Here is an 18463-nt window from a genome sequence, read left to right as displayed (position 1 = left end):
GCCATGATCAATCCGAAATTACTCAATCAATTCCTCGTCGAGCCCGGCTCCGAAGTGAATCTCAAGGAATACGTGACGGACTGGACCGAGACCGACAACGCGAAGGAACTCGGCAAGGATGCGATCAAGGAACGGGCTAAGGAAATCCTCGAACAAAGCCGGGAGGAAATGAACAAGGCTCAGGAGCTGTTATACGCCAGCGACACCCACTCGGTGCTGATCGTCCTTCAGGCCATGGACGCGGCCGGCAAGGACGGAACCATCCGCCACGTCATGTCCGGGGTGAATCCGCAGGGCTGCCAGGTATTCAGTTTCAAGAAGCCGTCCGCAGAGGAGTTGGATCACAATTTCCTCTGGCGCTACATGAAGTCGCTGCCGGAGCGCGGACGGATCGGGATTTTCAACCGCTCGTATTACGAGGACGTGTTGGTCGTAAAAGTCCACCCGGAGTGGCTCGGACCCGGCGCACCGGCCAAGCCCGACAAGCACTTCTGGGAGAAACGCTACGAGGACATCAACAACTTCGAAAAGCACCTCAGCCGCAACGGCACGCTGGTCCTCAAGTTTTTCCTGCACCTCTCCAAGGACGAGCAGAAACGCCGTTTCCTCGAACGCCTGACCAATCCGGACAAGCACTGGAAATTCTCCGAAGCCGATCTGGCGGAACGCGAGCACTGGAAAAGCTATCGGAAAGCCTTCGAGGACGCGATCTCCGCCACCAGCACCAAGCGCGCTCCATGGCACATCATTCCGGCTGATCGGAAATACGTCGCCCGCGCGCTCGTCGCGGACATCATCACCACCTCCATCCAGGGGCTTGGACTCGAATACCCGAAGGTCAGCGAAGCACAACTGGCCAAACTCGCCGCAGCCAGGGCCAAGCTTGAAGGCTCGGACAAGGATGTTGAAACGGAATCGTGAGTGGCCCGCAGACCAAGACCCGCAGCCTCGTTCCGGCGCTCGGCTGGCTGCGCACCTATCAGCCCGCCTGGCTCCGCGGTGACATCGTCGCGGGCATCACGCTGGCGGCCTACCTCATGCCGGCCGGCATCGGTGATGCCTCACTCGCCGGACTGCCCCCGGCGGCGGGACTCTATGCGTGTTTGTTTTCCGGTCTCGTTTTCTGGTTGTTCACCAGCTCGCGGCAGACGACGGTCACGGTCACCTCGGCGATTTCGCTGCTCGTCGGCTCGACGCTCGGCCCGATGGCGGCGGGCGATCCAGCACGTCACGCGGCCCTGGCAGCCACCACTGCGGTGATGGTCGCCGCGCTCGCGCTGCTCGCCCGGCTGTTCCGCGCGGGCGTGATCATCAACTTCATTTCCGAGTCCGTGCTCATCGGCTTCAAATGCGGCGTGGCACTCTATCTGGCCAGCTCCCAACTGCCGAAACTCTGCGGGCTCTCCGGATCGCACGGCGATTTCTGGGAGAGAATGGGCCATTTCATCCGCCACGCCGGAGACACGAATCCTGCCTCCATCGCGGTCGGCGGTGGGGCGCTGGGGCTGCTGTTGCTGGGGAAAAAATTCCTACCTAACAAACCCACCGCGCTTTTCGTGGTGATCGGCGGATTGTGGGCGGGCGCGCAGTTTGATCTCGCCGCCCATGGCGTGAAATTGCTGGGCCAGGTGCCGCAGGGTTTGCCCGCCTTCGGGTTCCAACACATGCAGCGCAGCGATGTGAACGAACTGCTGCCGCTGGCGATGGCCTGTTTTCTGCTAGGAGCGGTGGAAACCGCCGCGATCGGCCGGATGTTCGCGCGGAAGCATAATTACCGGCTGGACTCGGATCAGGAATTCGTCGCCCTCGCCGCAGCGAATCTCATGGCGGGTCTCGGGCAGGGTTTCCCGACCAGCGGCGGCATGTCGCAATCGCTGGTCAACGAATCCGGCGGAGCGCGCACGCCGCTTTCGGGATTCATCGCGGCGCTGCTCATCCTGCTGGTCACGCTGTTTCTATCGGGCATGCTGCGTTTCCTGCCCCAACCGGTGCTGGCGGCGATCGTGCTGGTGGCGGTCACCGGGCTTTTCAAATTGTCGGCGCTGAAACAAATCTGGAGTTTCAGCAGGGCGGAGTTTTCCGTCGCCGCGATGGCCCTTCTCGGAGTGCTCGGTTCGGGACTGCTGATGGGCGTGCTGATCGGGGCGATTCTCTCGCTGCTTCTGCTGCTGCATCGTTCGATGTACCCGCATTCGACCGAGCTCGGCCGGGTGCCGGGGACCGATTATTTCGCCGACGTGATCCGCCATCAGAACAACCAGCGGGTGCCCGACGCGTTCATTTTCCGCAACGACGGCGCGGTGCTCTATTTCAATGCCGAATATGTCCGGGACCGGTTCTTCGAGCTGTTGGACGCCAGAGGACCTGGCGTGCGCATCGCCGTGTTTTACCTCGGCACCGTCCCCGGACTCGATCTGGCAGGTGCCGAATTGCTCACCGAAATCCGCGAAACGCTGATCGAGCGCGGCATCGATTTCCGTCTCGCCGAGGCTCACAGCGGAGTGCGGGAAACTCTCCGTCGCGCGGGTTTCGAGAAATTCTACGGCCCCATCGAGCCGGACCAAACGGTGGAGACCGTGTTGAAAAAATATTTCCCAATCCAACCCGATCCCTCGCCACTATGACCCACACCATTCTGAAACACTCCGCCCTGATTCTCGCCGCCAGCCTGTTCGCCTCGTGCGCACCATCGGTCGAAATGCCCAAGGGCACGAGCAAAGGCTATCACTCTGCGCGTCTGATCAAGAGCGACCCCAACAGCCCCGCCATCACCAATGCCACCGAAAAGCAGGTCCACGGCATAATCCAGAAATCCATTGCCAAACAGTTCACCGCCAAGGGCCTGTCCTATGGCAATGCCAACGCGGATCTGGTCGTGGCCTACCTCGTCATCTATCAAGAGCCGGGCATGACCGCCACTTATCCGAACTACTTTGGCTACGGCCGCGATGCGGGGGAAATCTCCGACCTCGCCCATACCCGCGGGGCCCTCGAAAACAAACGCCCGGATTACTTCCGCCAAGCCGGCGTGATCATCGATGTGATCGACAGCCACACCAACAAGCAGATCTATCGGAATTTCGCCAAGGGTGACGTGATCAAGGGCGCGTCGGCAGGCACCCGCGCCGCCCGCATCGACGCGGCGGTGGCCCAGGCACTATCACCGTTTTTCCACTGATCCGTCCCGACGAAACGCAGGATCGATGGCATCGCGCTTGGCGACGAACGGAAATGAGCTAAACTCCGCGCATGGCTGATTTACCCATCCTCTATATCAAACCCGGCTGCCCTTGGTGCGACGAAGTCGTCGATTACCTGCATCGCAAAAAGATCGAAGTGGAAACCATCGCCGTTTCCGGCAACCGCGCGGCCATGGAGGAAATGGTCAATCTTTCCGGCCAATCCAAGGCACCGACCATGGATTGGCACGGCGAGGTTCTCGCGGATTTCGGCGTCGATGAACTGATTCCGTTCCTCAAGTCCCACGGGATATCCTGATCAAGCTAACGACTTGGCAGACGCGGCCGGAAAGGTTAGAGTGATTTCGCGATGAAAACCATGATCCAGCGTTTTCACGCACTCCTCGGACTCAGCCTGGTTCTCGCTTCCTGCGACAAGCCCGTTGAATCCGCGAAAACCCCGGCTCCGGAAACATCCGCTCCAGGCGAGACCCAATCGAGCCGCCCACCGGAAGATGCGCCGCCGGAAACGCGTTCGCATTTGCGGGAATCCCTGGAAAAGGCGGATCTGTTAGCAACACCCGAAGAACGGGACCGTGCGTTGTCGGCCGTCATTTGGGACGCTCTGGAACTCGACCCGGATCTCGCCAAAGAGGCCATTGGTAAATTGACCGCCGGAAGCGACGAGAAAAACGCGATGATCGGACATTTCGCGATGCGCCTCGCCGAGCAAAACTCCGAAGCTGCGGTGGAATGGGCCAAGTCACTGGAAACCGATGAGGAACGGTCACTGGCATTTGGAAAAATCGCCTTGGTTTTATCCGCCAACGATCCCGAAGCCGCGGCAAAACTGCTTTCGGACTCCGGTGTCGCCAGCCGCGATTTCGACGTGGCGGTGGTGCAGGTGATCCAACGTTGGGCTGCGACCTCTCCAACAGATGCCGCCGCGTGGGTCGTCCAGTTCGATGCCGGCGAGGCGCGCAGCGCGGGAATAAAAGCGGTGTTAGCCGCTTGGGTCGGGCTGAATATGGAAGGTGCCTATTCTTGGATTGCTGGTCTCCAAGACCCGGTCATCCGAAGTGAAGCGATCACAGGGATGGCCGAATCCATCCTGGAACTTCCAGAATCCGAGCAAGTCGGGATTTTAAATCGCGCCACGCCCGACATCCGGGCCCGGTTTGAGGCACTCAAAGCCGAGGCGGATGACGAAAAGTAGATTCCGTTAGGAAAGCCGGCCGAGCTCGCGGGCGACCAGCATCAGGGTCTCACGCACGCCGGGGGCGAATCCGCCGTCGGTTTGCACGGCCAGAAGGACCTGACCTTCACGCACGAACTCCAGCGGCACCGAACCGGCGTAGAGTTTCAAGGCACCGCTTCCGAACCCAAGATTCGGGAGCAAATTCTTGAGCCCTTCGATCGTGCCCATGTCCTGTTGATTGACGCGGGCGACGTTGCGCATGCCGGGAAGAGCACGCGTGCGTTGGAGGATTTCCTCGACGTTCATCTCGCGGTCCACGCCGAAGATGGCGCGTAATTCGAGCTGGCGGATCGAAAACGAATCCGACATGGAATCGCCGAAAGGCTCCGCCGCGGCGGGCGCGGACTGGGCTGCCGGCGCTTGGAAAGCAGGAGCTGGAGCAGCAAACGCTGAAGGAGTCGCTGGGGTAAAAGGTGAAGGTGCCGGCGAGGCGGGAGTTTCCTGCCAATTTCCGAAAGCGGCGATGGCCGCCTGGGTGGATTGAGACACCGCCTGTTGCGGCTCCACGGAAAATGGCGAGGCAGCCGCTTGTTGTTGTGGCGGCGCGGAAAATGGCGATGCGGCCGCAGGAGTCAAAACCGGAGGCGCGTCGAAAGGCGAGGTTGCCTGTGGCTTGGCCGGTGCTTCAAAGCCGAAGCCTTCCGTAGGTTCCGCGACTTGGAACGGAGATTCGACTGTCCGGCGCTCGGGAACACGGGCCGGACGACCAGGCTCCACCTTACGTGATTCATTCACCTCATCAACCACCGTGAACGGTGATTCCTGACGGGACACTGCCGCGAACGGGCTTGTCGCGGGAGCAGCTTCCGCCGACTCGTTAACAATCGCAAACGGCGAATCCTGCGGGGCTGCCGGTTGATTTGGGAAACTTTCGAAAATACCTCGGTTCGTGCTCATTTCGGATACGGAGTGGAGTTTTGGCGCAACGCAAGAGCGCCTTGCATTGCCGCTAGGGAAGAAAGCTTAATCATCGCGGAAAGTCGAGCATCACGGTGAAAACTTTCAAGATTCGCCGTTCGCCTCCAACAGCCGCTTCAGCCGGTTCTTCATCGAGACCTTCGCCACCGCCGGCAAACGGTCCACAAACAGCACGCCGTTGAGGTGGTCGATCTCATGTTGGAGCGCCCGGGCTAACAACCCGTCGGTTTCCAAAACCATCACCGAACCGTCGAGTTGGGGCAATGTGGCCTTCACTGTTTCCGGCCGACGCACCTCGGCTCGAATGCCGCGGATGCTGAGGCAGCCTTCCATTCCGAACTCCTTGGCCTGCCCGAATGCGATCTCCGGATTGATGAAAACAAGCGGCATGATCGACAGCAGATCGGCGTCCTCGCCATCCACCTTGAGAAAGGAAACACACTCCGGATCATGCGAAACGTCGATCACCGCCAGACGCACATCCTCGCCCACCTGCGGTGCGGCAAGACCGACGCCGTTCGCATCGACCATCGTGTCTAACATATCGGCGACAAGTTCGATGATCGTTGCATCGACTTCCGTGATGGTCCGGCAGCGTTGGCGGAGAACCGGGTGACCGTATTGGACAATTTCGCGAATCATGGGCAGGTGCCCGAATCCCTAGCCGACCAAACGGCAAAGGTCAAACCCCGGATCATGCATTCATTCACCATGAACGACTTCAGAAAAAATTGGCAGCATCGCCTGAAGCCGCCTAACACCCGTCCACCGGCGGAAAATCGATGAATTCCCTCTTGAATAAACGGCGAACCGCCTCGTCGAAGCTGCCGTTATCCAATCAACATCATCCCATGAAAACCATCCTCACCACCATCGCCGTCATCTCGCTCACCTGGCTCGGTTCCGGACAAAAGGCCGAGGCACGCGGCTACGAAAGCCGGGTTTACATCAGCAGCTACCTGCCGTGCGGAACCCCCGTTTACACCGAGCGCTATTTCATCGGCTATGACCGCTGCGGAACTCCGATCTGGGGCAAGCGGGTCCTTCGCCCGGCCTATCGTCCGGTGGTCCGTCCCGTTTGCGTCGCCCCCTGCCCGCCCCGCTATGTGGCTCCCCGCCGGTGCGAGGTCCCGCGCTACGGAGTGAACTTCGCGTTCCAAGGCACCTTCTCGCGGTGATCCAGAAAAGGGCACGGCGAATTGCGGGAATCCAAATCCAAGTATTGACACCCCCCGCCATTCGCCGTAATCACTCGCCCCCGCGCCATGCGAATGGCGGAGTAGCCAAGTGGTAAGGCAATGGTTTGCAAAACCGTCATTCGAGGGTTCGATTCCCTCCTCCGCCTCCATCTTTGATTTCCAGCGAGTTAAGAAATCAAAAGGTCCCTATTTGCCACAATGGGAACGAAAATGGGAACGGTTCTCCTGATGTCTCAACAAGCTTTTATTGTTTCACCTCGCCGCCGATGGTGTTAGGAACACGCAATGAATATAGACCCTGAAATGATCATGGGCGGCGTGAACTGGTCGGTTCAGCTCATTGGACTCCTGAGCGCATGGAAGCAGGATCGATCGGCCACGTCCGACAACCAGTTTCAAGAATTTATCCTGTGGCTCGAAGATCATAATTTCCAAGAGGTGAGCCGCAAGATCGCCGAATCGGATGAGCTGAACCGCGAGCTGCACGCCCTCCTTGCGTTGTCGCTGGATCAGGTGAGCGGAAAGCTGGATGAACTGGCGTTCGCTGTCGCTGGTCTTGCGGTGAAAATTGACGGACTCAACACCCTTGATCGGGCTATCTCTCATGACACCGATACCCTCTCGACCCAAGCCCGCGAAATCCTGAAGCTGTTCGCCGATCAACCGGGCTGCCCTCACATGATTGTCGGTCCGACATACACTGAACATCCGCTCATTTTCATACCGGAAAATGTGTCGTTCACAATGGACGAGCCACGATTCGTTCCCGACGATATTGATTCACTGGAAAGGGCGGATCTAATTTCCCAATCCGACTACACGCCTAGCGGATCCCCCATTTTTTCGCTGACCCGGCTTGGCGCTCAACTGGCAAAATCGTTTCCTACAGTTGAGATCAACGAGCCGCCTGTGGTTCCCGGTCCATGTTAGAAAAAAGGAATGATGACGAGAGCTATTGAACCATGAGCAACCCGATCATGCCTGCCGCATTGGCCTATGTTAAGTTTTGTGAATTCATGGCCGCGCTGCCACCACCGAACGAATTCAATGCCGACATTGTAGGTCTGCGAGGAGCCAAACATGGCGAGTGGAGAGCTGCACTCTGCACTTCGGTCGACGAACTTTATCGATACATCGATCTAAGCTTCGGCGATGGACGGACGGAGAAAGACATCCCTCTACCTGAGATTTGGCCCATTGCTTACCTCCGCCGATTCATTGTGAACCGCCGCAGTCGGAACAAGGGTCATGGGGCCCGTGGAATGAGAGAATTTTGGAACGCATCGCGAGCCAAAGGGGCTAGGATCGCGTTCGTGTGGATCGGTCGAGAAATGGATGAAGACTTGGAGAAAAACCGAGATTTCTATCTCCGACAAGGCTGGACCATTATTCCCGCTGACAGCGAGTATGAGCCGATACTTGCTTACTACGAATTGTGATATTCAGGTCGAAGATTCTCCCGCAGATGGCTGCTTCTTGCGAAATAATGTCGAAAGAGCATGCGTGATCTCTTTGTCATCTTTCAGCGCATTATTAATCCTGTCGCAAAGTTCAATGAGAATGATTCTCACGCTTTGGGCGATTTCCAAACATTCTTCGTCCGTCCTCCCGTGCAGGCCGTCGCTCAACTTATCGTGAAGGACAGTCAATGGATTGTGACCCTTGATCAAAAGCGATTGGGGAATTGCGTCTTTGACACCACGAATCGATTTCTCAAATTGCGTTTCGGCAATCGCATTTTTCAATGCGGCGATATGGGTTCCTTCAGAATTCACCAATTCTGCCACCTGAAGAATTTTGGCCAAGATTCGACTTTTTTGGTTTTCCACCACCCTCCTGTAATAACTGAACGCCCCGATGCCTAGTCCTTGAGTCTCGCAGCGCCTACCTTTCAAGAACGCCTCCTTGTCCGCATCGATGAGATCCAAGAATTTTCGCGGTGTCGGAGGCCCGAAGGCCGGAAACTCGCCTACTTTTATCACGTATGAAACCTCATTTTTGTCTTTGCCCAGTGAGAGAGCCAGTGAAAACAGCTTCTTCTCCGTTTTACAATTTGAGCAAAGATAAACTGTGTTAACCTGATTTTCAATTTCGAGAGTTAAAGGCAAAGTAGGCTTCAAAGAGCGAAAGCTACGCAGCCCCCCGCATTTTTCATTATTACAGTGAAGCCAAATTTCAGGCGTTGCGAGAAAGGGGCTAAGGCCGCCTTCCTTTGGCACAGGCAACATTTTGATAGAATCTGAAACCCGTCCCAAGGTGTTCGGAGGAGTCGTTTCGAGGAATTCTGAAAAGCTCTGAACCGGAGGCTTCTTGGCTTCTTCGGCCTCTTCTCGCGCAAGCACGGCCAACAGCTCGATTTCAACTTTATTCATAAAGACATTCGGTCCAATGCATACCGTCGGGACAAGAAAAAATATCCAGTTGGGGGCTTCGAAACTAAAAAGTCCTGTTACAGGTGTCCCCTTCCGTCAAACTTCCTACCCCGGATGAATCAAATCTTGTAGGACGGAACCTCGCCCGCGGTGCATCGCCAGCCGATGGAATTGCCTTCGGTTTCCGCGTGTCCCCGTTACCCGCTTCGTGCTTGCAGCCCGCCCGGATCCCCTACATCGTCAGACGATTATTTTTCACCAGCAACCTACATGAAAACCATCCTGTTCGCCGCCTTCGCCGCCGCCGTCACCATTGCCCCGCTTCACGCGGCAAAGATAAAATCCCAGGCATTCATCGTGAAGTCCGTGGTCATCAGCTCGAGAAGCGGCAAGATTCCCCCTGGCGTCCCCGTGTTTCACCCGAAGGACACCGTCACCCTCAATATATCGCGGAAAATCCTAACCGGTCCTCAGAAAATCGCTCTGCCGATTGTCTCCAAGTCGGCCTCCTCGGACGTCTATCACAAGGGAACCCGTGGGCGGAGCTACAGCGAGGCCACCGTGCACAAGAACACCACCACCAAGAAACCCATTGGAGTTGACCTCACCTTCCTCCGCCCTGTGAGAGTTTCCCCAGACGTCCCCTCTCCAGGTCAAGTGGTCTATTCCCTTGTTCCGAAAAAATAGATCAAACCAGCAGGGAGCTTCCGGCAAACGCCGGAACAAGTCCCCCTCTCAGCGGCCGTCCGATTTTGAAGCACAGAAGCGCAGGCATTCGTTCTTTGATCCGGAGACGCCGCCTCCGCGCCACCTGAAAGGGTGGCTGCAATCTAGGCCAATTCTGGACCGCGTCAACCGCACGCCTCCTAGTAGGGCGAGTTCAAGCGATCATCCAGCACGGAATGATGCTCTGCACCTGACTATCCCCACAGGAAAACGACTCCGCTTCAATCGATTCGAAGTCGATAGAAAACGGACCGTAACCGCGAAGCTGCATTGAGAGTCCGCGCCCTATCGGATCCAAGGATTCAACGCGGTAGGGCATGCCCGATTTCGGGATGAGGAAAAACACTTCTTCCTGATCGAAAATGGACCTAAGCCGAACTGCAAAAGTCGCTACCGAGCTGCTGACAGAAACATCTTCGAGAGTTAATCGTGTCATGCCCTAAACTCTGTTGGGAGCCTTGAGCGATGCAAGGAGTTTAGATGAAAGTAGGGAAACACTCCATACGTGATCAGGCGCGACAAAGCCCCACCTATCCACTCGGACAGACGGCTACCATCGCTTGGACAACATTCCTGTCGCCAATTCCACTCTCCACCTACCATCAAAATGGGTGGTGATATGAAGGAAGCGCCCGAAAAGGGATGATTTTAACAGTTTTCCGAATTCTTCATTTGTCCACTCCTCGGGTTCCTTTTCGCAGAGCCAAATGAATTCCTTGAACTTGTCGACCGTGAGGGCATTCGGCCCGTGAAGCACAAGTCCCCAGCCATTGCCGCTCATGGACACTTGATAGCGGAAGATGATTTCCGCGGTCCAGCCGGGCGCCACGTCAAGGGAGCGGTTGTTTTCGAAATACATGGATGCGATGCGGATAGCAGAAACAAGATAGCCCCGCCAGTCGAAACCAGCGGGGCTGTGTGATGGTGGCGATTTATGCTTCAAGCAGCACCCAAACAAGCGGGATCCATTCTTTCGCCAGTTCGATTTCCTCCTCCGCCTCCAATTGAATTCATTCCGAATCGATTGCGAGCATCGTTCCGCAGGGACCCTTTCCTAACGAGGGCTGGTCATCTTTTCGGGTGTGAGCAGGTCGTCGAGCTGCTCCTTGCTGAGCCAGCCTTTTTCCAGCACCAGGCTGTAAACGCTGGCTCCGGTGGCGAGGGCTTCCTTGGCGATGGCGGCGCTGCGCTCGTAGCCGAGGACGGGGTTGAGGGCGGTGACGAGGCCGATGGAATTTCTCACATATTCGAGGCAGCGCTCCCGGTTCGGCTCGATGCCGGAGATGCACCGGGTGTGCAGGGCGATGGCGGCGTTTCTCAGCAGTGTTAGCCCGAAGAACAGATTGAAGGCGATGATGGGCTCGGCCATGTTGAGCTCCAGTTCGCTCGCCTCGCAGGCCATGGAAATGGTGACGTCGGCACCGATGATCTGGAAGCAAACTTGGCTGACCATTTCGGGAATCACCGGATTGACCTTGCCGGGCATGATGGAAGATCCGGGTTGCATGGCGGGCAGGCGGATTTCATAGAGGCCGCAACGCGGGCCGGAGGAGAGCCAGCGGAGGTCGTTGCAGATTTTGGAAAGCTGGACGGCGGCGGTTTTCATCGCGCCGCTCATCAGGGAGAAAGGACCGCTGTCCTGGGTGGACTGGACGAGATTTTCCGCAATCCTAACAGGCAATCCGCTGACGTCGCTGAGGTGCATGGTGCAGAGCTCGGCATACCCGGGAGGACTGTTGATGCCGGTGCCGACGGCAGTCGCCCCCATGTTGATGTCGAGGAATTCCTCGGCGGCGCGTTCGATGTAGCGGATACCGTCCTTGATCGTCGCGGCATAGGCGCTGAACTCCTGGCCAAGCGTCATCGGCACCGCGTCCTGATTCTCGGTGCGGCCCATTTTCAGAACGTCGGCGAACTCGGTGGCCTTGGCGATGAGCGAGGCCTTCAATTCACGCAGGGCCGAAGTGGCGTCGCGCATGGTTAGAATGACGCCGAGCTTGATGGCGGTGGGATAGGCGTCGTTGGTGGATTGCGAGCGATTGACATCGTCATTCGGATGGAGGAACTCGTATTGGCCTTTCTGATGGCCGAGGATTTCGAGTGCGCGGTTGGCGATCACCTCGTTGGCATTCATGTTAGTGGAAGTGCCGGCACCGCCCTGGATCATGTCGATGGTGAAATGCTCGTGCCATTTCCCGGCGATGATTTCATCACACGCCGCCGTGATCGCACCGGCCTTGACCGGATCGAGAACACCAAGCTGCTTGTTAGCCAGCGCGGCGGCTTTCTTCACATAAGCAAGGCTGCGGACGAAATGGCCGAAGTGATGCAAAGGGATGCCGGAAATGGGAAAATTCTCCATACCGCGCAGCGTTTGCACTCCATAATAAGCGGTGTCCGGCAACTCACGCTCGCCTAACGAATCGTGCTCCTTCCGCCAGGTGGCGACGACCGGTGATCGGCCGGAAACAAGATGCTCGTTGGCCGCCGCGAGGCGTCCGCTCAGACGGCGGGCGATATGGCCGACCATTCGATAGAACACCTCCGGTTTTTCCACACGCAGCGCTTCGAACACCGCGCGGGGAATCAGCCAGACACGCACGTCCGTCATGGCCACCGCGGAGGCCGAATGCGGAAGATCGTCCAACAGGACGCCCTCGCTGAAGGCACTGCCGCGCCGGAGAGTGGCGAGGCGGGTCGTGCTGCCATGATTTCCCCGGACAATTTCAAGCTCCCCTTCCTCAACAATGCCCATCCACAAACGCGGTGTGGATTCGTGGAAAAGCCAGGTCCCTGCCGGATAGGAATGCGAAGCGCCCCGCCCCATGATCGCGGCCAATTCGTCCACCTCGATGGCCATCGTCTCGGCGAGCCGGGCGATTCTTTGCGGCGAAAACATTACGATCTCTGAATGGGGAATCTCGTTGCTCATGGCGTTGGCGCGCAAGCTAGCGCGGAAACGATGAGGCGACAAGCGGGACTCCGTCCCATCAAAAAACCCACCGCGGTTAAACCGGGGTGGGTTTCAAAATCAACGGATTCCGCGAATCCTAACGACTGTATTTCCGCTTGAAGTGCAGGTCCGATGTGGCCTTGGCGATGATTCCCTGGAGATGGGCCACCTCCTCATGGTCCACGTTATGGTCGATGGTAGCGAGCTTGTCGTGGGCGCGCTTGATGGCGGCCTCCACGTGCTCCGCATCGATCTCCGCTTCGCCCAGCGCGCTGTCGGTCAGAACGATCACCTTGGTCTGGGTGACTTCGGCGAAACCGGAACCGATGGCGAGCGTCTGGGTCGTGCCATGATAGGCATAACGGAGCTCGCCGGGCTTGAGCGCGGTCACCAGACCGGCGTGCTGCGGCAGAATACCCATTTCACCGTCGGCTCCCGGGAGATAGACGTTGTCCACGAGGTCCGAGAAGATTTTCTTCTCGGGGGTGACGATATGGAGTTCGAGAGGCATGAGATTTTTCAGAGTCCAGAGACCAGAATCCAGATGTTAGTCACGCGGGACCGACTCGATTCCACCCTTCATGTAGAAGTTGCCTTCCGGCACGTCGTCGAGTTTTCCATCGAGAATTTCGGCGAAGCCTTTGACGGTGTCGGCGATGGAAACAAGGACGCCGGGGACGTTGGTGAAAACTTCGGCAACGTGGAACGGCTGGGTGAGGAAACGTTGGATTTTCCGGGCGCGGAAAACGCTGGTTTTGTCCTCATCGGAAAGCTCGTCCATACCAAGGATGGCGATGATGTCCTGAAGGTCCTTGTAGCGTTGAAGCACCATCTGGACGCCACGGGCGACGCGGTAGTGTTCCTCCCCGATGATTTCCGGAGCAAGCGCTTTGGAAGTCGAGGCGAGCGGGTCAACGGCGGGGAAGAGCGCTTGCTCGGCGAGCGAACGCTCAAGAACGACGGTGGCGTCAAGGTGGGCGAAGGTGTTGGCGGGAGCCGGGTCGGTCAAGTCGTCCGCAGGAACGTAAACGGCTTGGATCGAGGTGATGGAACCTTTGTTAGTGGAAGTGATCCGCTCCTGAAGACCGGCCATTTCCTCGGAGAGGGTCGGCTGGTAACCCACGGCGGACGGCGTCCGACCGAGCAGCGCGGACACTTCGGAACCGGCTTGGGAGAAGCGGAAGATATTATCGACGAAGAGGAGAACGTCCTGGTTGTCCTGATCGCGGAAGTGCTCAGCCATCGTGAGGGCGGAGAGGGCGACGCGGAGCCGGGCACCCGGAGGCTCGTTCATCTGGCCGTAGCAAAGAGCAACCTTGGAACCTTCGATGAGGACAGGATTTCCCTGCTCGTTGAGCTTCGGATGGCCTTTTTCATCGCGCTCGGTGGCGATAACGCCGGACTCGATCATTTCCCAGTAGAGGTCGTTTCCTTCACGGGTCCGCTCACCGACACCGGCGAAGACGGAGAAGCCACCGTGCGCTTTCGCGATGTTGTTGATGAGCTCCATGATGACGACGGTCTTGCCGACGCCGGCACCACCGAACATGCCACCTTTACCACCCTTGAGCAGCGGGCAGATGAGGTCGATCACCTTGATACCGGTTGGAAGAACTTCGGTGTTCGCCGATTGCTCGGTGAACGTGGGAGCGGGGCGATGGATCGGTGAGCGGAAATTGATGTCAGCGAGCGCGACGTTTTCGTCCACGAGGTCACCGGTGACGTTGAAGATACGGCCGAGAACTTGCTTTCCAACAGGAACGGAGATCGGCTGGCCGAGGTCGGTCAGGGCCATGCCGCGCTTAAGACCGTCCGTGGTGGACATCGCAACCGCACGCACCCAGCCGTCGCCAAGGTGTTGCTGGACTTCGAGCACGAGTTTCGTGTCAACGCCGTTGAGGATGTAGTTAATCTCCAACGCGTTGAAAATTTCAGGCAGCTTGGTTGCCTTGGAGAAGTCGGCGTCGATGACGGCGCCGATGATCTGGACGATGGTTCCGGTGTTGCTCATGGGAAAAAGTGGCTGGGGCTCAGGGTTCGGTTCTTGAATTGAAATTGCGGGTCTCGGATCATTCCATGGCCTTCATGGCCGTGGTGATTTCGAGAAGCTCGGCGGTGATCGCTCCTTGGCGGAGCTTGTTGTATTCGAGCGTGAGCTCCTTGATGAATTTCTTCGCGTTGTCGGTCGCGGACTTCATGGCGACCATCCGTGCCGAGTGCTCGGAAGCGCGTGCTTCGACGAGGGATTGGAAGACCCGGAAATTGACATAAAGCGGGAGGATCGCGCTCAACACGTCCGCAGGTGACGGTTCGAACAGGAAATCGTTAGTCTCAGTATGCTCGCCCGCGTTGGTCGGCGGTTCGACAGGCAGAAGTTGGACGACTTCCGGCTGCTGGCTCATCGTGTTGACAAAGCGGGTGTAAGCTACGGAAACCTTGTCGTAATTGCCTTCGATGAACTGTCTGGAAAGCAAACTGGCGATGGTCCGGGCATCCGAAAACGGCACCGGATCCTTCACCGAGAAATCGGCGATCACGGTGCGACCGAGTTTCTCCATCAAAACGCGCAGCTTGCGACCGACGGTTACGAAGTCCGCGTTCTCAGACGTTTCCTTACGGATGACTTTGGCAAGGTTGGTGTTGATCGCGCCGCAAAGTCCCTTGTCGGTCGAGATGATGAGAACCAATTCGCGATTTCCCGAGCGCTTTTCAAGCAGAGCATGGGTTGCGTCGCTGAAGCTCTCGCTGATGTCCTGAAGGACGCCGTTGAGCTGCTTCGAATAGTCGCGGCCGGCCAGCGCCTGGTCCTGCGCCTTCTTCATCTTGGCAGCAGCGACAAGCTGCATCGCGCGGGTGATCTGCGCGGTGTTTTTGACCGACTTGATGCGTCGGCGGATGTCGCGGAGGTTTGCCATGTTAGGAAATAGGTAGAGTCAAGAGTCCGGAATCAAGGAAGAGGAGGAAATTATTTCCAGGACTTCTTGAAGTCCTCGATGCCTTGCTTCACGGCATCGACCATCGCGGCGTCCTTCTTGAGATCCGGCTTTTCATTGCGGATCTTGTCGAGCAAGTCGCCCTTGCGGGTGTTGAAGAAATCACCGAGAGCGGCTTGGAAGCGCTTCACATCGGCGACGGAAACGTCGTCGAAGTAACCGTTCTGCATCGCGAACAGATAGATGGATTCCATCTCCATCGCGAGCGGGCTGTATTGGTTCTGCTTGAAGAGCTCGACGATGCGGGCGCCGCGATCGAGTTTCTTCTTGGTGGAAGCATCGAGATCGGAACCGAACTGGGCGAAAGCCTGAAGCTCGCGATACTGCGCGAGGTCGAGCTTGGTCGTGCCGGCAACGGATTTGATCGTTTTGGTCTGGCAGGCGGAGCCTACGCGGGACACCGAAAGACCGACCGAAATCGCGGGTCGGATACCTTGATAGAAAAGGTCGGTTTCCAGATAGATCTGACCGTCGGTGATGGAAATCACGTTGGTCGGGATGTAGGCGGAAACGTCACCAGCCTGTGTTTCGATGATCGGCAGCGCGGTGAGCGAACCACCGCCCGCGGCTTCGGAAAGACGGGCGGAACGCTCGAGCAACCGGCTGTGGAGGTAGAACACGTCACCTGGATAAGCCTCACGACCGGAAGGACGGCGGAGAATCAGCGACACCTGGCGATAGGCGACGGCGTGCTTGGAAAGGTCGTCGAACACGATCAAGCAATCCTTGCCTTGATCCATGAAATATTCAGCGATGGCGCAGCCGGCATAAGGAGCGAGATACTGCATGGCAGCGGCGTCCGAAGCGGAAGCGGAAACGATGGTGGTGTATTCCATCGCGCCGGCGTCATCGAGGATCTTGTTGATCCGGGCGACATTCGACAGCTTCTGGCCGATGGCGACATAGATACAATAGAGCGGCTTGTGGTTCTGCAGCTTGCCTTGCTCGGCAGCCTTGTTCTGTTGGGCCTGGGAAATGATGGTGTCCACCGCGATGGTGGTCTTGCCGGTGGCACGGTCACCGATGATGAGTTCGCGCTGGCCGCGGCCGACGGGAATCATCGCGTCGATCGACATAATGCCGGTCTGCACGGGGACGGAAACGGATTTCCGCTTGATGATGCCCGGTGCGATTTTTTCCATCGGATAGTAAGCAGCGGCGACGATGTCGCCCTTGCCGTCGATCGGAGCACCGAGGGCGTTGACGACACGGCCGAGAACGGCTTCACCGACAGGCACGGAGAGCAGCTTGCCAGTGGTGCGGCACTCGGCACCTTCTTTAACCGCGGCATAGTCACCGAGGAGCACGACGCCGACTTCGCTTTCTTCAAGGTTGAGAGCCATCCCGGTGACACCGCCACCGAACTCGATCATCTCGTTGAGCATGACGTCTGAGAGACCTTCGACCTTGGCCACGCCGTCACCGACGTTGCGGACCGTGCCGATATTTGTTTTTTCGACGGATGACGCAATGCCGGCGATCTGTTGTTCGAGTTCCTGGAGGATGCTGCTCATGGCAAGTATTCGGTTTTCAGTTAAAGTTTTTAAGCGAAGATAAAATCGTTAGAATGCGTTGGCGAAGCGGTCGATGCGGCCCTGGACGGAACCGTCGAAAACATCGTTGCCCACGCGGATGCGAAGGCCTCCCAGAAGCGCGGGAGTGACCTGGTATTGCACGTCGAGACCGGCACCATATTGGCTGGTCAGTCCGGCAACCACCCGCTGACGGGTGGATTCGTCCATTTCCACGGCGCTCTCGACGGTCACCTTGCGGTGTTCGAGTTCAAGCCGGGTCAGACGTTGAAGTGCGGCGAGGATGGCGCGGTAGTCGCGCGGCTTGGAAGCCATCAGACTCGCGATCACCTGGCGCAGCTTCGACTCGTCAAACCGGCCGCTGGTCTGGCAAAGCCCGAACAGGCGGCGGGCGGCGGCGGCGGCGGTTTTGGAAATCTTCATGGGCTATTGAAAAGGGAAATTGGGAATCAACCTTCAACCTTGGCGAGCGCGTCCTCGTTGATGCGCTTCTGGTCGTCCGCCGTAAGAACCTTGCCGGTCACCTGCGAAGTCGTTAGAGCGACCAGGCGGCCGAACTCGCTCTTCAGGTCGGCGACGAGACGGTCGCGGTCGGCCTTCGCGGCGGCTTCCGCCTTGGCGAGAATCTGTTGGGCACTGGCAATAGCCTCCTGCGCCTTTTGCTCGGTGAAAGAGGCGGCACCTTGTTTCGCCTCGGTGACCATGCGGACGGCTTCGTCGTTGGCCTTCGAAATTGCAGCGGCGGTCGTTTCGACGGAGTCGGCGAGTTGGCGCTCGATGAGTTTGATCTTTTCCTCACCGGCGACGATGCGGGCGCGGCGCTCTTCGAGCATGGCCAGAATCGGTCCGAATGCGAATTTCTTGAGAACCAAAAGCACGATCACGATGTTCACGATCTGCGCTCCGAGAAGCCAACCTTCGACGTGGAACGTCTTGATGATGGATTCGAGTGGATTGGCGGAACCGGGCGCGGCCTCGGCTGCTACCGCAAGAACGTTGATGTAATCTAGCATGGCGCTATTGGCTGGTTAGAGAAAATGAAATGGAAAAGGAAAAGGAGCGAAGCCGGCGGGCTATTCACCCGCCGGCTTGGAATGAATTACTTGACGAGAACGGCAACGAAGAAGGCACCTTCGACGAGCGCTGCAAGAATGATGGAAAGCGTGAGGATCGCGCCGGATGCACCCGGGTTGCGGCCCGTTGCTTCAGCGGCTTTCGCGCCGAGGAGTCCGATGCCGAGGCCGGCGCCGATGGCGGCCATGCCGTTTTGCACGCTGCCGGTGATTTCGCCAAGGAACGGGCTGAGGTCGATGATGGTGTTCATGAATTTATT

Annotated in this window: 21 protein-coding genes and 1 tRNA gene; 10 read left to right on the top strand and 12 right to left on the bottom strand. The window is 57.8% G+C overall.

The window, feature by feature from the left end:
* Positions 1 to 3: 3 nt before the first annotated feature.
* The 5 genes from ABIQ96_RS20570 (at position 4) to ABIQ96_RS20550 (ending at position 4395) form a co-directional block, all read left to right on the top strand.
* Positions 4 to 921: a polyphosphate kinase 2 family protein gene (locus ABIQ96_RS20570; RefSeq protein ID WP_348216516.1), complete on the top strand. Its 918-nt coding sequence runs from the start codon at positions 4 to 6 to the stop codon at positions 919 to 921.
* Positions 918 to 2624: a SulP family inorganic anion transporter gene (locus tag ABIQ96_RS20565; RefSeq protein ID WP_348216515.1), complete on the top strand. Its 1707-nt coding sequence runs from the start codon at positions 918 to 920 to the stop codon at positions 2622 to 2624. The genes ABIQ96_RS20570 and ABIQ96_RS20565 overlap by 4 nt, the downstream gene beginning before the upstream one ends.
* Entirely contained in the window at positions 2621 to 3178 is a 558-nt protein-coding gene (locus ABIQ96_RS20560; RefSeq protein ID WP_348216514.1) for a DUF4136 domain-containing protein, read from the top strand. Before ABIQ96_RS20565 ends, ABIQ96_RS20560 begins: the two co-directional genes overlap by 4 nt.
* Before the next feature lie 71 nt (positions 3179 to 3249).
* A complete protein-coding gene (locus ABIQ96_RS20555; RefSeq protein ID WP_348216513.1) occupies positions 3250 to 3498 on the top strand; it encodes a glutaredoxin family protein in 249 nt (82 codons plus the stop codon).
* A 51-nt stretch (positions 3499 to 3549) separates the two neighbouring features.
* A complete protein-coding gene (locus tag ABIQ96_RS20550; protein ID WP_348216512.1) occupies positions 3550 to 4395 on the top strand; it encodes a hypothetical protein in 846 nt (281 codons plus the stop codon).
* 6 nt (positions 4396 to 4401) lie between these two features.
* Here ABIQ96_RS20550 and ABIQ96_RS20545 read toward each other — a convergent pair whose 3' ends face one another.
* Positions 4402 to 5334, bottom strand: a complete 933-nt coding sequence (locus ABIQ96_RS20545; protein ID WP_348216511.1) for a hypothetical protein — start codon at positions 5332 to 5334, stop codon at positions 4402 to 4404.
* Positions 5335 to 5439: 105 nt separating this feature from the next.
* Positions 5440 to 5997: a peptide deformylase gene (gene def, locus ABIQ96_RS20540; protein WP_348216510.1), complete on the bottom strand. Its 558-nt coding sequence runs from the start codon at positions 5995 to 5997 to the stop codon at positions 5440 to 5442.
* A 209-nt stretch (positions 5998 to 6206) separates the two neighbouring features.
* On the opposite strand from def, the gene ABIQ96_RS20535 reads away from it, so the two are divergent.
* The 4 genes from ABIQ96_RS20535 (at position 6207) to ABIQ96_RS20520 (ending at position 7993) form a co-directional block, all read left to right on the top strand.
* Complete coding sequence (locus ABIQ96_RS20535; protein ID WP_348216509.1) at positions 6207 to 6533, top strand: hypothetical protein; 327 nt, start codon at positions 6207 to 6209, stop codon at positions 6531 to 6533.
* A 95-nt stretch (positions 6534 to 6628) separates the two neighbouring features.
* Positions 6629 to 6703 (top strand) — tRNA-Cys (locus tag ABIQ96_RS20530).
* 136 nt (positions 6704 to 6839) lie between these two features.
* Positions 6840 to 7484, top strand: a complete 645-nt coding sequence (locus ABIQ96_RS20525; protein WP_348216508.1) for a hypothetical protein — start codon at positions 6840 to 6842, stop codon at positions 7482 to 7484.
* Positions 7485 to 7516: 32 nt separating this feature from the next.
* The gene (locus tag ABIQ96_RS20520; protein ID WP_348216507.1) at positions 7517 to 7993 is read left to right on the top strand and encodes a hypothetical protein; all 477 of its coding nucleotides are present in this window, start codon (positions 7517 to 7519) and stop codon (positions 7991 to 7993) included.
* A 3-nt stretch (positions 7994 to 7996) separates the two neighbouring features.
* Here ABIQ96_RS20520 and ABIQ96_RS20515 read toward each other — a convergent pair whose 3' ends face one another.
* Positions 7997 to 8926: a hypothetical protein gene (locus ABIQ96_RS20515; RefSeq protein ID WP_348216506.1), complete on the bottom strand. Its 930-nt coding sequence runs from the start codon at positions 8924 to 8926 to the stop codon at positions 7997 to 7999.
* Between the two features lie 270 nt (positions 8927 to 9196).
* On the opposite strand from ABIQ96_RS20515, the gene ABIQ96_RS20510 reads away from it, so the two are divergent.
* On the top strand, positions 9197 to 9613 hold the full coding sequence (locus ABIQ96_RS20510) for a hypothetical protein (protein WP_348216505.1): 417 nt from the start codon (positions 9197 to 9199) through the stop codon (positions 9611 to 9613).
* A 589-nt stretch (positions 9614 to 10202) separates the two neighbouring features.
* Here the strand turns inward: ABIQ96_RS20510 and ABIQ96_RS20505 are convergent.
* The 9 genes from ABIQ96_RS20505 to ABIQ96_RS20465 form a co-directional block, all read right to left on the bottom strand.
* Positions 10203 to 10511 (bottom strand): hypothetical protein, encoded by a 309-nt coding sequence (locus tag ABIQ96_RS20505; RefSeq protein ID WP_348216504.1) that lies wholly within the window; start codon positions 10509 to 10511, stop codon positions 10203 to 10205.
* A 195-nt stretch (positions 10512 to 10706) separates the two neighbouring features.
* Positions 10707 to 12551 (bottom strand): aspartate ammonia-lyase, encoded by a 1845-nt coding sequence (locus ABIQ96_RS20500; RefSeq protein WP_348216503.1) that lies wholly within the window; start codon positions 12549 to 12551, stop codon positions 10707 to 10709.
* A 151-nt stretch (positions 12552 to 12702) separates the two neighbouring features.
* Positions 12703 to 13116, bottom strand: coding sequence for an ATP synthase F1 subunit epsilon (atpC, locus tag ABIQ96_RS20495; RefSeq protein WP_348216502.1), 414 nt, complete (start codon positions 13114 to 13116; stop codon positions 12703 to 12705).
* 36 nt (positions 13117 to 13152) lie between these two features.
* Entirely contained in the window at positions 13153 to 14616 is a 1464-nt protein-coding gene (gene atpD / locus ABIQ96_RS20490) for a F0F1 ATP synthase subunit beta (RefSeq protein ID WP_348216501.1), read from the bottom strand.
* Between the two features lie 58 nt (positions 14617 to 14674).
* Positions 14675 to 15520: an ATP synthase F1 subunit gamma gene (atpG, locus tag ABIQ96_RS20485; RefSeq protein ID WP_348216500.1), complete on the bottom strand. Its 846-nt coding sequence runs from the start codon at positions 15518 to 15520 to the stop codon at positions 14675 to 14677.
* Between the two features lie 50 nt (positions 15521 to 15570).
* Positions 15571 to 17112 carry a F0F1 ATP synthase subunit alpha gene (gene atpA / locus ABIQ96_RS20480; protein ID WP_348216499.1) on the bottom strand — a complete coding sequence of 514 codons (1542 nt, stop codon included), beginning with the start codon at positions 17110 to 17112 and terminating at the stop codon, positions 15571 to 15573.
* A gap of 48 nt (positions 17113 to 17160) precedes the next feature.
* Positions 17161 to 17553 carry a F0F1 ATP synthase subunit delta gene (locus ABIQ96_RS20475; protein ID WP_348216498.1) on the bottom strand — a complete coding sequence of 131 codons (393 nt, stop codon included), beginning with the start codon at positions 17551 to 17553 and terminating at the stop codon, positions 17161 to 17163.
* A 26-nt stretch (positions 17554 to 17579) separates the two neighbouring features.
* Positions 17580 to 18143, bottom strand: a complete 564-nt coding sequence (locus ABIQ96_RS20470) for an ATP synthase F0 subunit B (RefSeq protein ID WP_348216497.1) — start codon at positions 18141 to 18143, stop codon at positions 17580 to 17582.
* A gap of 86 nt (positions 18144 to 18229) precedes the next feature.
* A complete protein-coding gene (locus tag ABIQ96_RS20465) occupies positions 18230 to 18454 on the bottom strand; it encodes an ATPase (RefSeq protein WP_348216496.1) in 225 nt (74 codons plus the stop codon).
* Positions 18455 to 18463: the final 9 nt, after the last annotated feature.

It is taken from the genome of Luteolibacter sp. (assembly GCF_039920825.1).
Lineage (GTDB): Bacteria > Verrucomicrobiota > Verrucomicrobiia > Verrucomicrobiales > Akkermansiaceae > Luteolibacter.
This window is presented reverse-complemented; position numbering and strand designations above follow the sequence as displayed.

Bases quoted from the DNA above. Each gene is read 5' to 3' on its own strand.
- ABIQ96_RS20475 (WP_348216498.1), bottom strand. From the start codon at position 17,553: ATGAAGATTTCCAAAACCGCCGCCGCCGCCGCCCGCCGCCTGTTCGGG.
- def (WP_348216510.1), bottom strand. From the start codon at position 5,997: ATGATTCGCGAAATTGTCCAATACGGTCACCCGGTTCTCCGCCAACGC.
- ABIQ96_RS20550 (WP_348216512.1), top strand. From the start codon at position 3,550: ATGAAAACCATGATCCAGCGTTTTCACGCACTCCTCGGACTCAGCCTG.
- ABIQ96_RS20570 (WP_348216516.1), top strand. From the start codon at position 4: ATGATCAATCCGAAATTACTCAATCAATTCCTCGTCGAGCCCGGCTCC.
- ABIQ96_RS20520 (WP_348216507.1), top strand. From the start codon at position 7,517: ATGAGCAACCCGATCATGCCTGCCGCATTGGCCTATGTTAAGTTTTGT.
- ABIQ96_RS20505 (WP_348216504.1), bottom strand. From the start codon at position 10,511: ATGTATTTCGAAAACAACCGCTCCCTTGACGTGGCGCCCGGCTGGACC.
- ABIQ96_RS20560 (WP_348216514.1), top strand. From the start codon at position 2,621: ATGACCCACACCATTCTGAAACACTCCGCCCTGATTCTCGCCGCCAGC.
- ABIQ96_RS20515 (WP_348216506.1), bottom strand. From the start codon at position 8,926: ATGAATAAAGTTGAAATCGAGCTGTTGGCCGTGCTTGCGCGAGAAGAG.
- atpC (WP_348216502.1), bottom strand. From the start codon at position 13,116: ATGCCTCTCGAACTCCATATCGTCACCCCCGAGAAGAAAATCTTCTCG.
- atpG (WP_348216500.1), bottom strand. From the start codon at position 15,520: ATGGCAAACCTCCGCGACATCCGCCGACGCATCAAGTCGGTCAAAAAC.
- atpD (WP_348216501.1), bottom strand. From the start codon at position 14,616: ATGAGCAACACCGGAACCATCGTCCAGATCATCGGCGCCGTCATCGAC.
- ABIQ96_RS20510 (WP_348216505.1), top strand. From the start codon at position 9,197: ATGAAAACCATCCTGTTCGCCGCCTTCGCCGCCGCCGTCACCATTGCC.
- ABIQ96_RS20535 (WP_348216509.1), top strand. From the start codon at position 6,207: ATGAAAACCATCCTCACCACCATCGCCGTCATCTCGCTCACCTGGCTC.
- ABIQ96_RS20500 (WP_348216503.1), bottom strand. From the start codon at position 12,551: ATGTTTTCGCCGCAAAGAATCGCCCGGCTCGCCGAGACGATGGCCATC.
- ABIQ96_RS20465 (WP_348216496.1), bottom strand. From the start codon at position 18,454: ATGAACACCATCATCGACCTCAGCCCGTTCCTTGGCGAAATCACCGGC.
- ABIQ96_RS20545 (WP_348216511.1), bottom strand. From the start codon at position 5,334: ATGAGCACGAACCGAGGTATTTTCGAAAGTTTCCCAAATCAACCGGCA.
- ABIQ96_RS20470 (WP_348216497.1), bottom strand. From the start codon at position 18,143: ATGCTAGATTACATCAACGTTCTTGCGGTAGCAGCCGAGGCCGCGCCC.
- ABIQ96_RS20525 (WP_348216508.1), top strand. From the start codon at position 6,840: ATGAATATAGACCCTGAAATGATCATGGGCGGCGTGAACTGGTCGGTT.
- atpA (WP_348216499.1), bottom strand. From the start codon at position 17,112: ATGAGCAGCATCCTCCAGGAACTCGAACAACAGATCGCCGGCATTGCG.
- ABIQ96_RS20555 (WP_348216513.1), top strand. From the start codon at position 3,250: ATGGCTGATTTACCCATCCTCTATATCAAACCCGGCTGCCCTTGGTGC.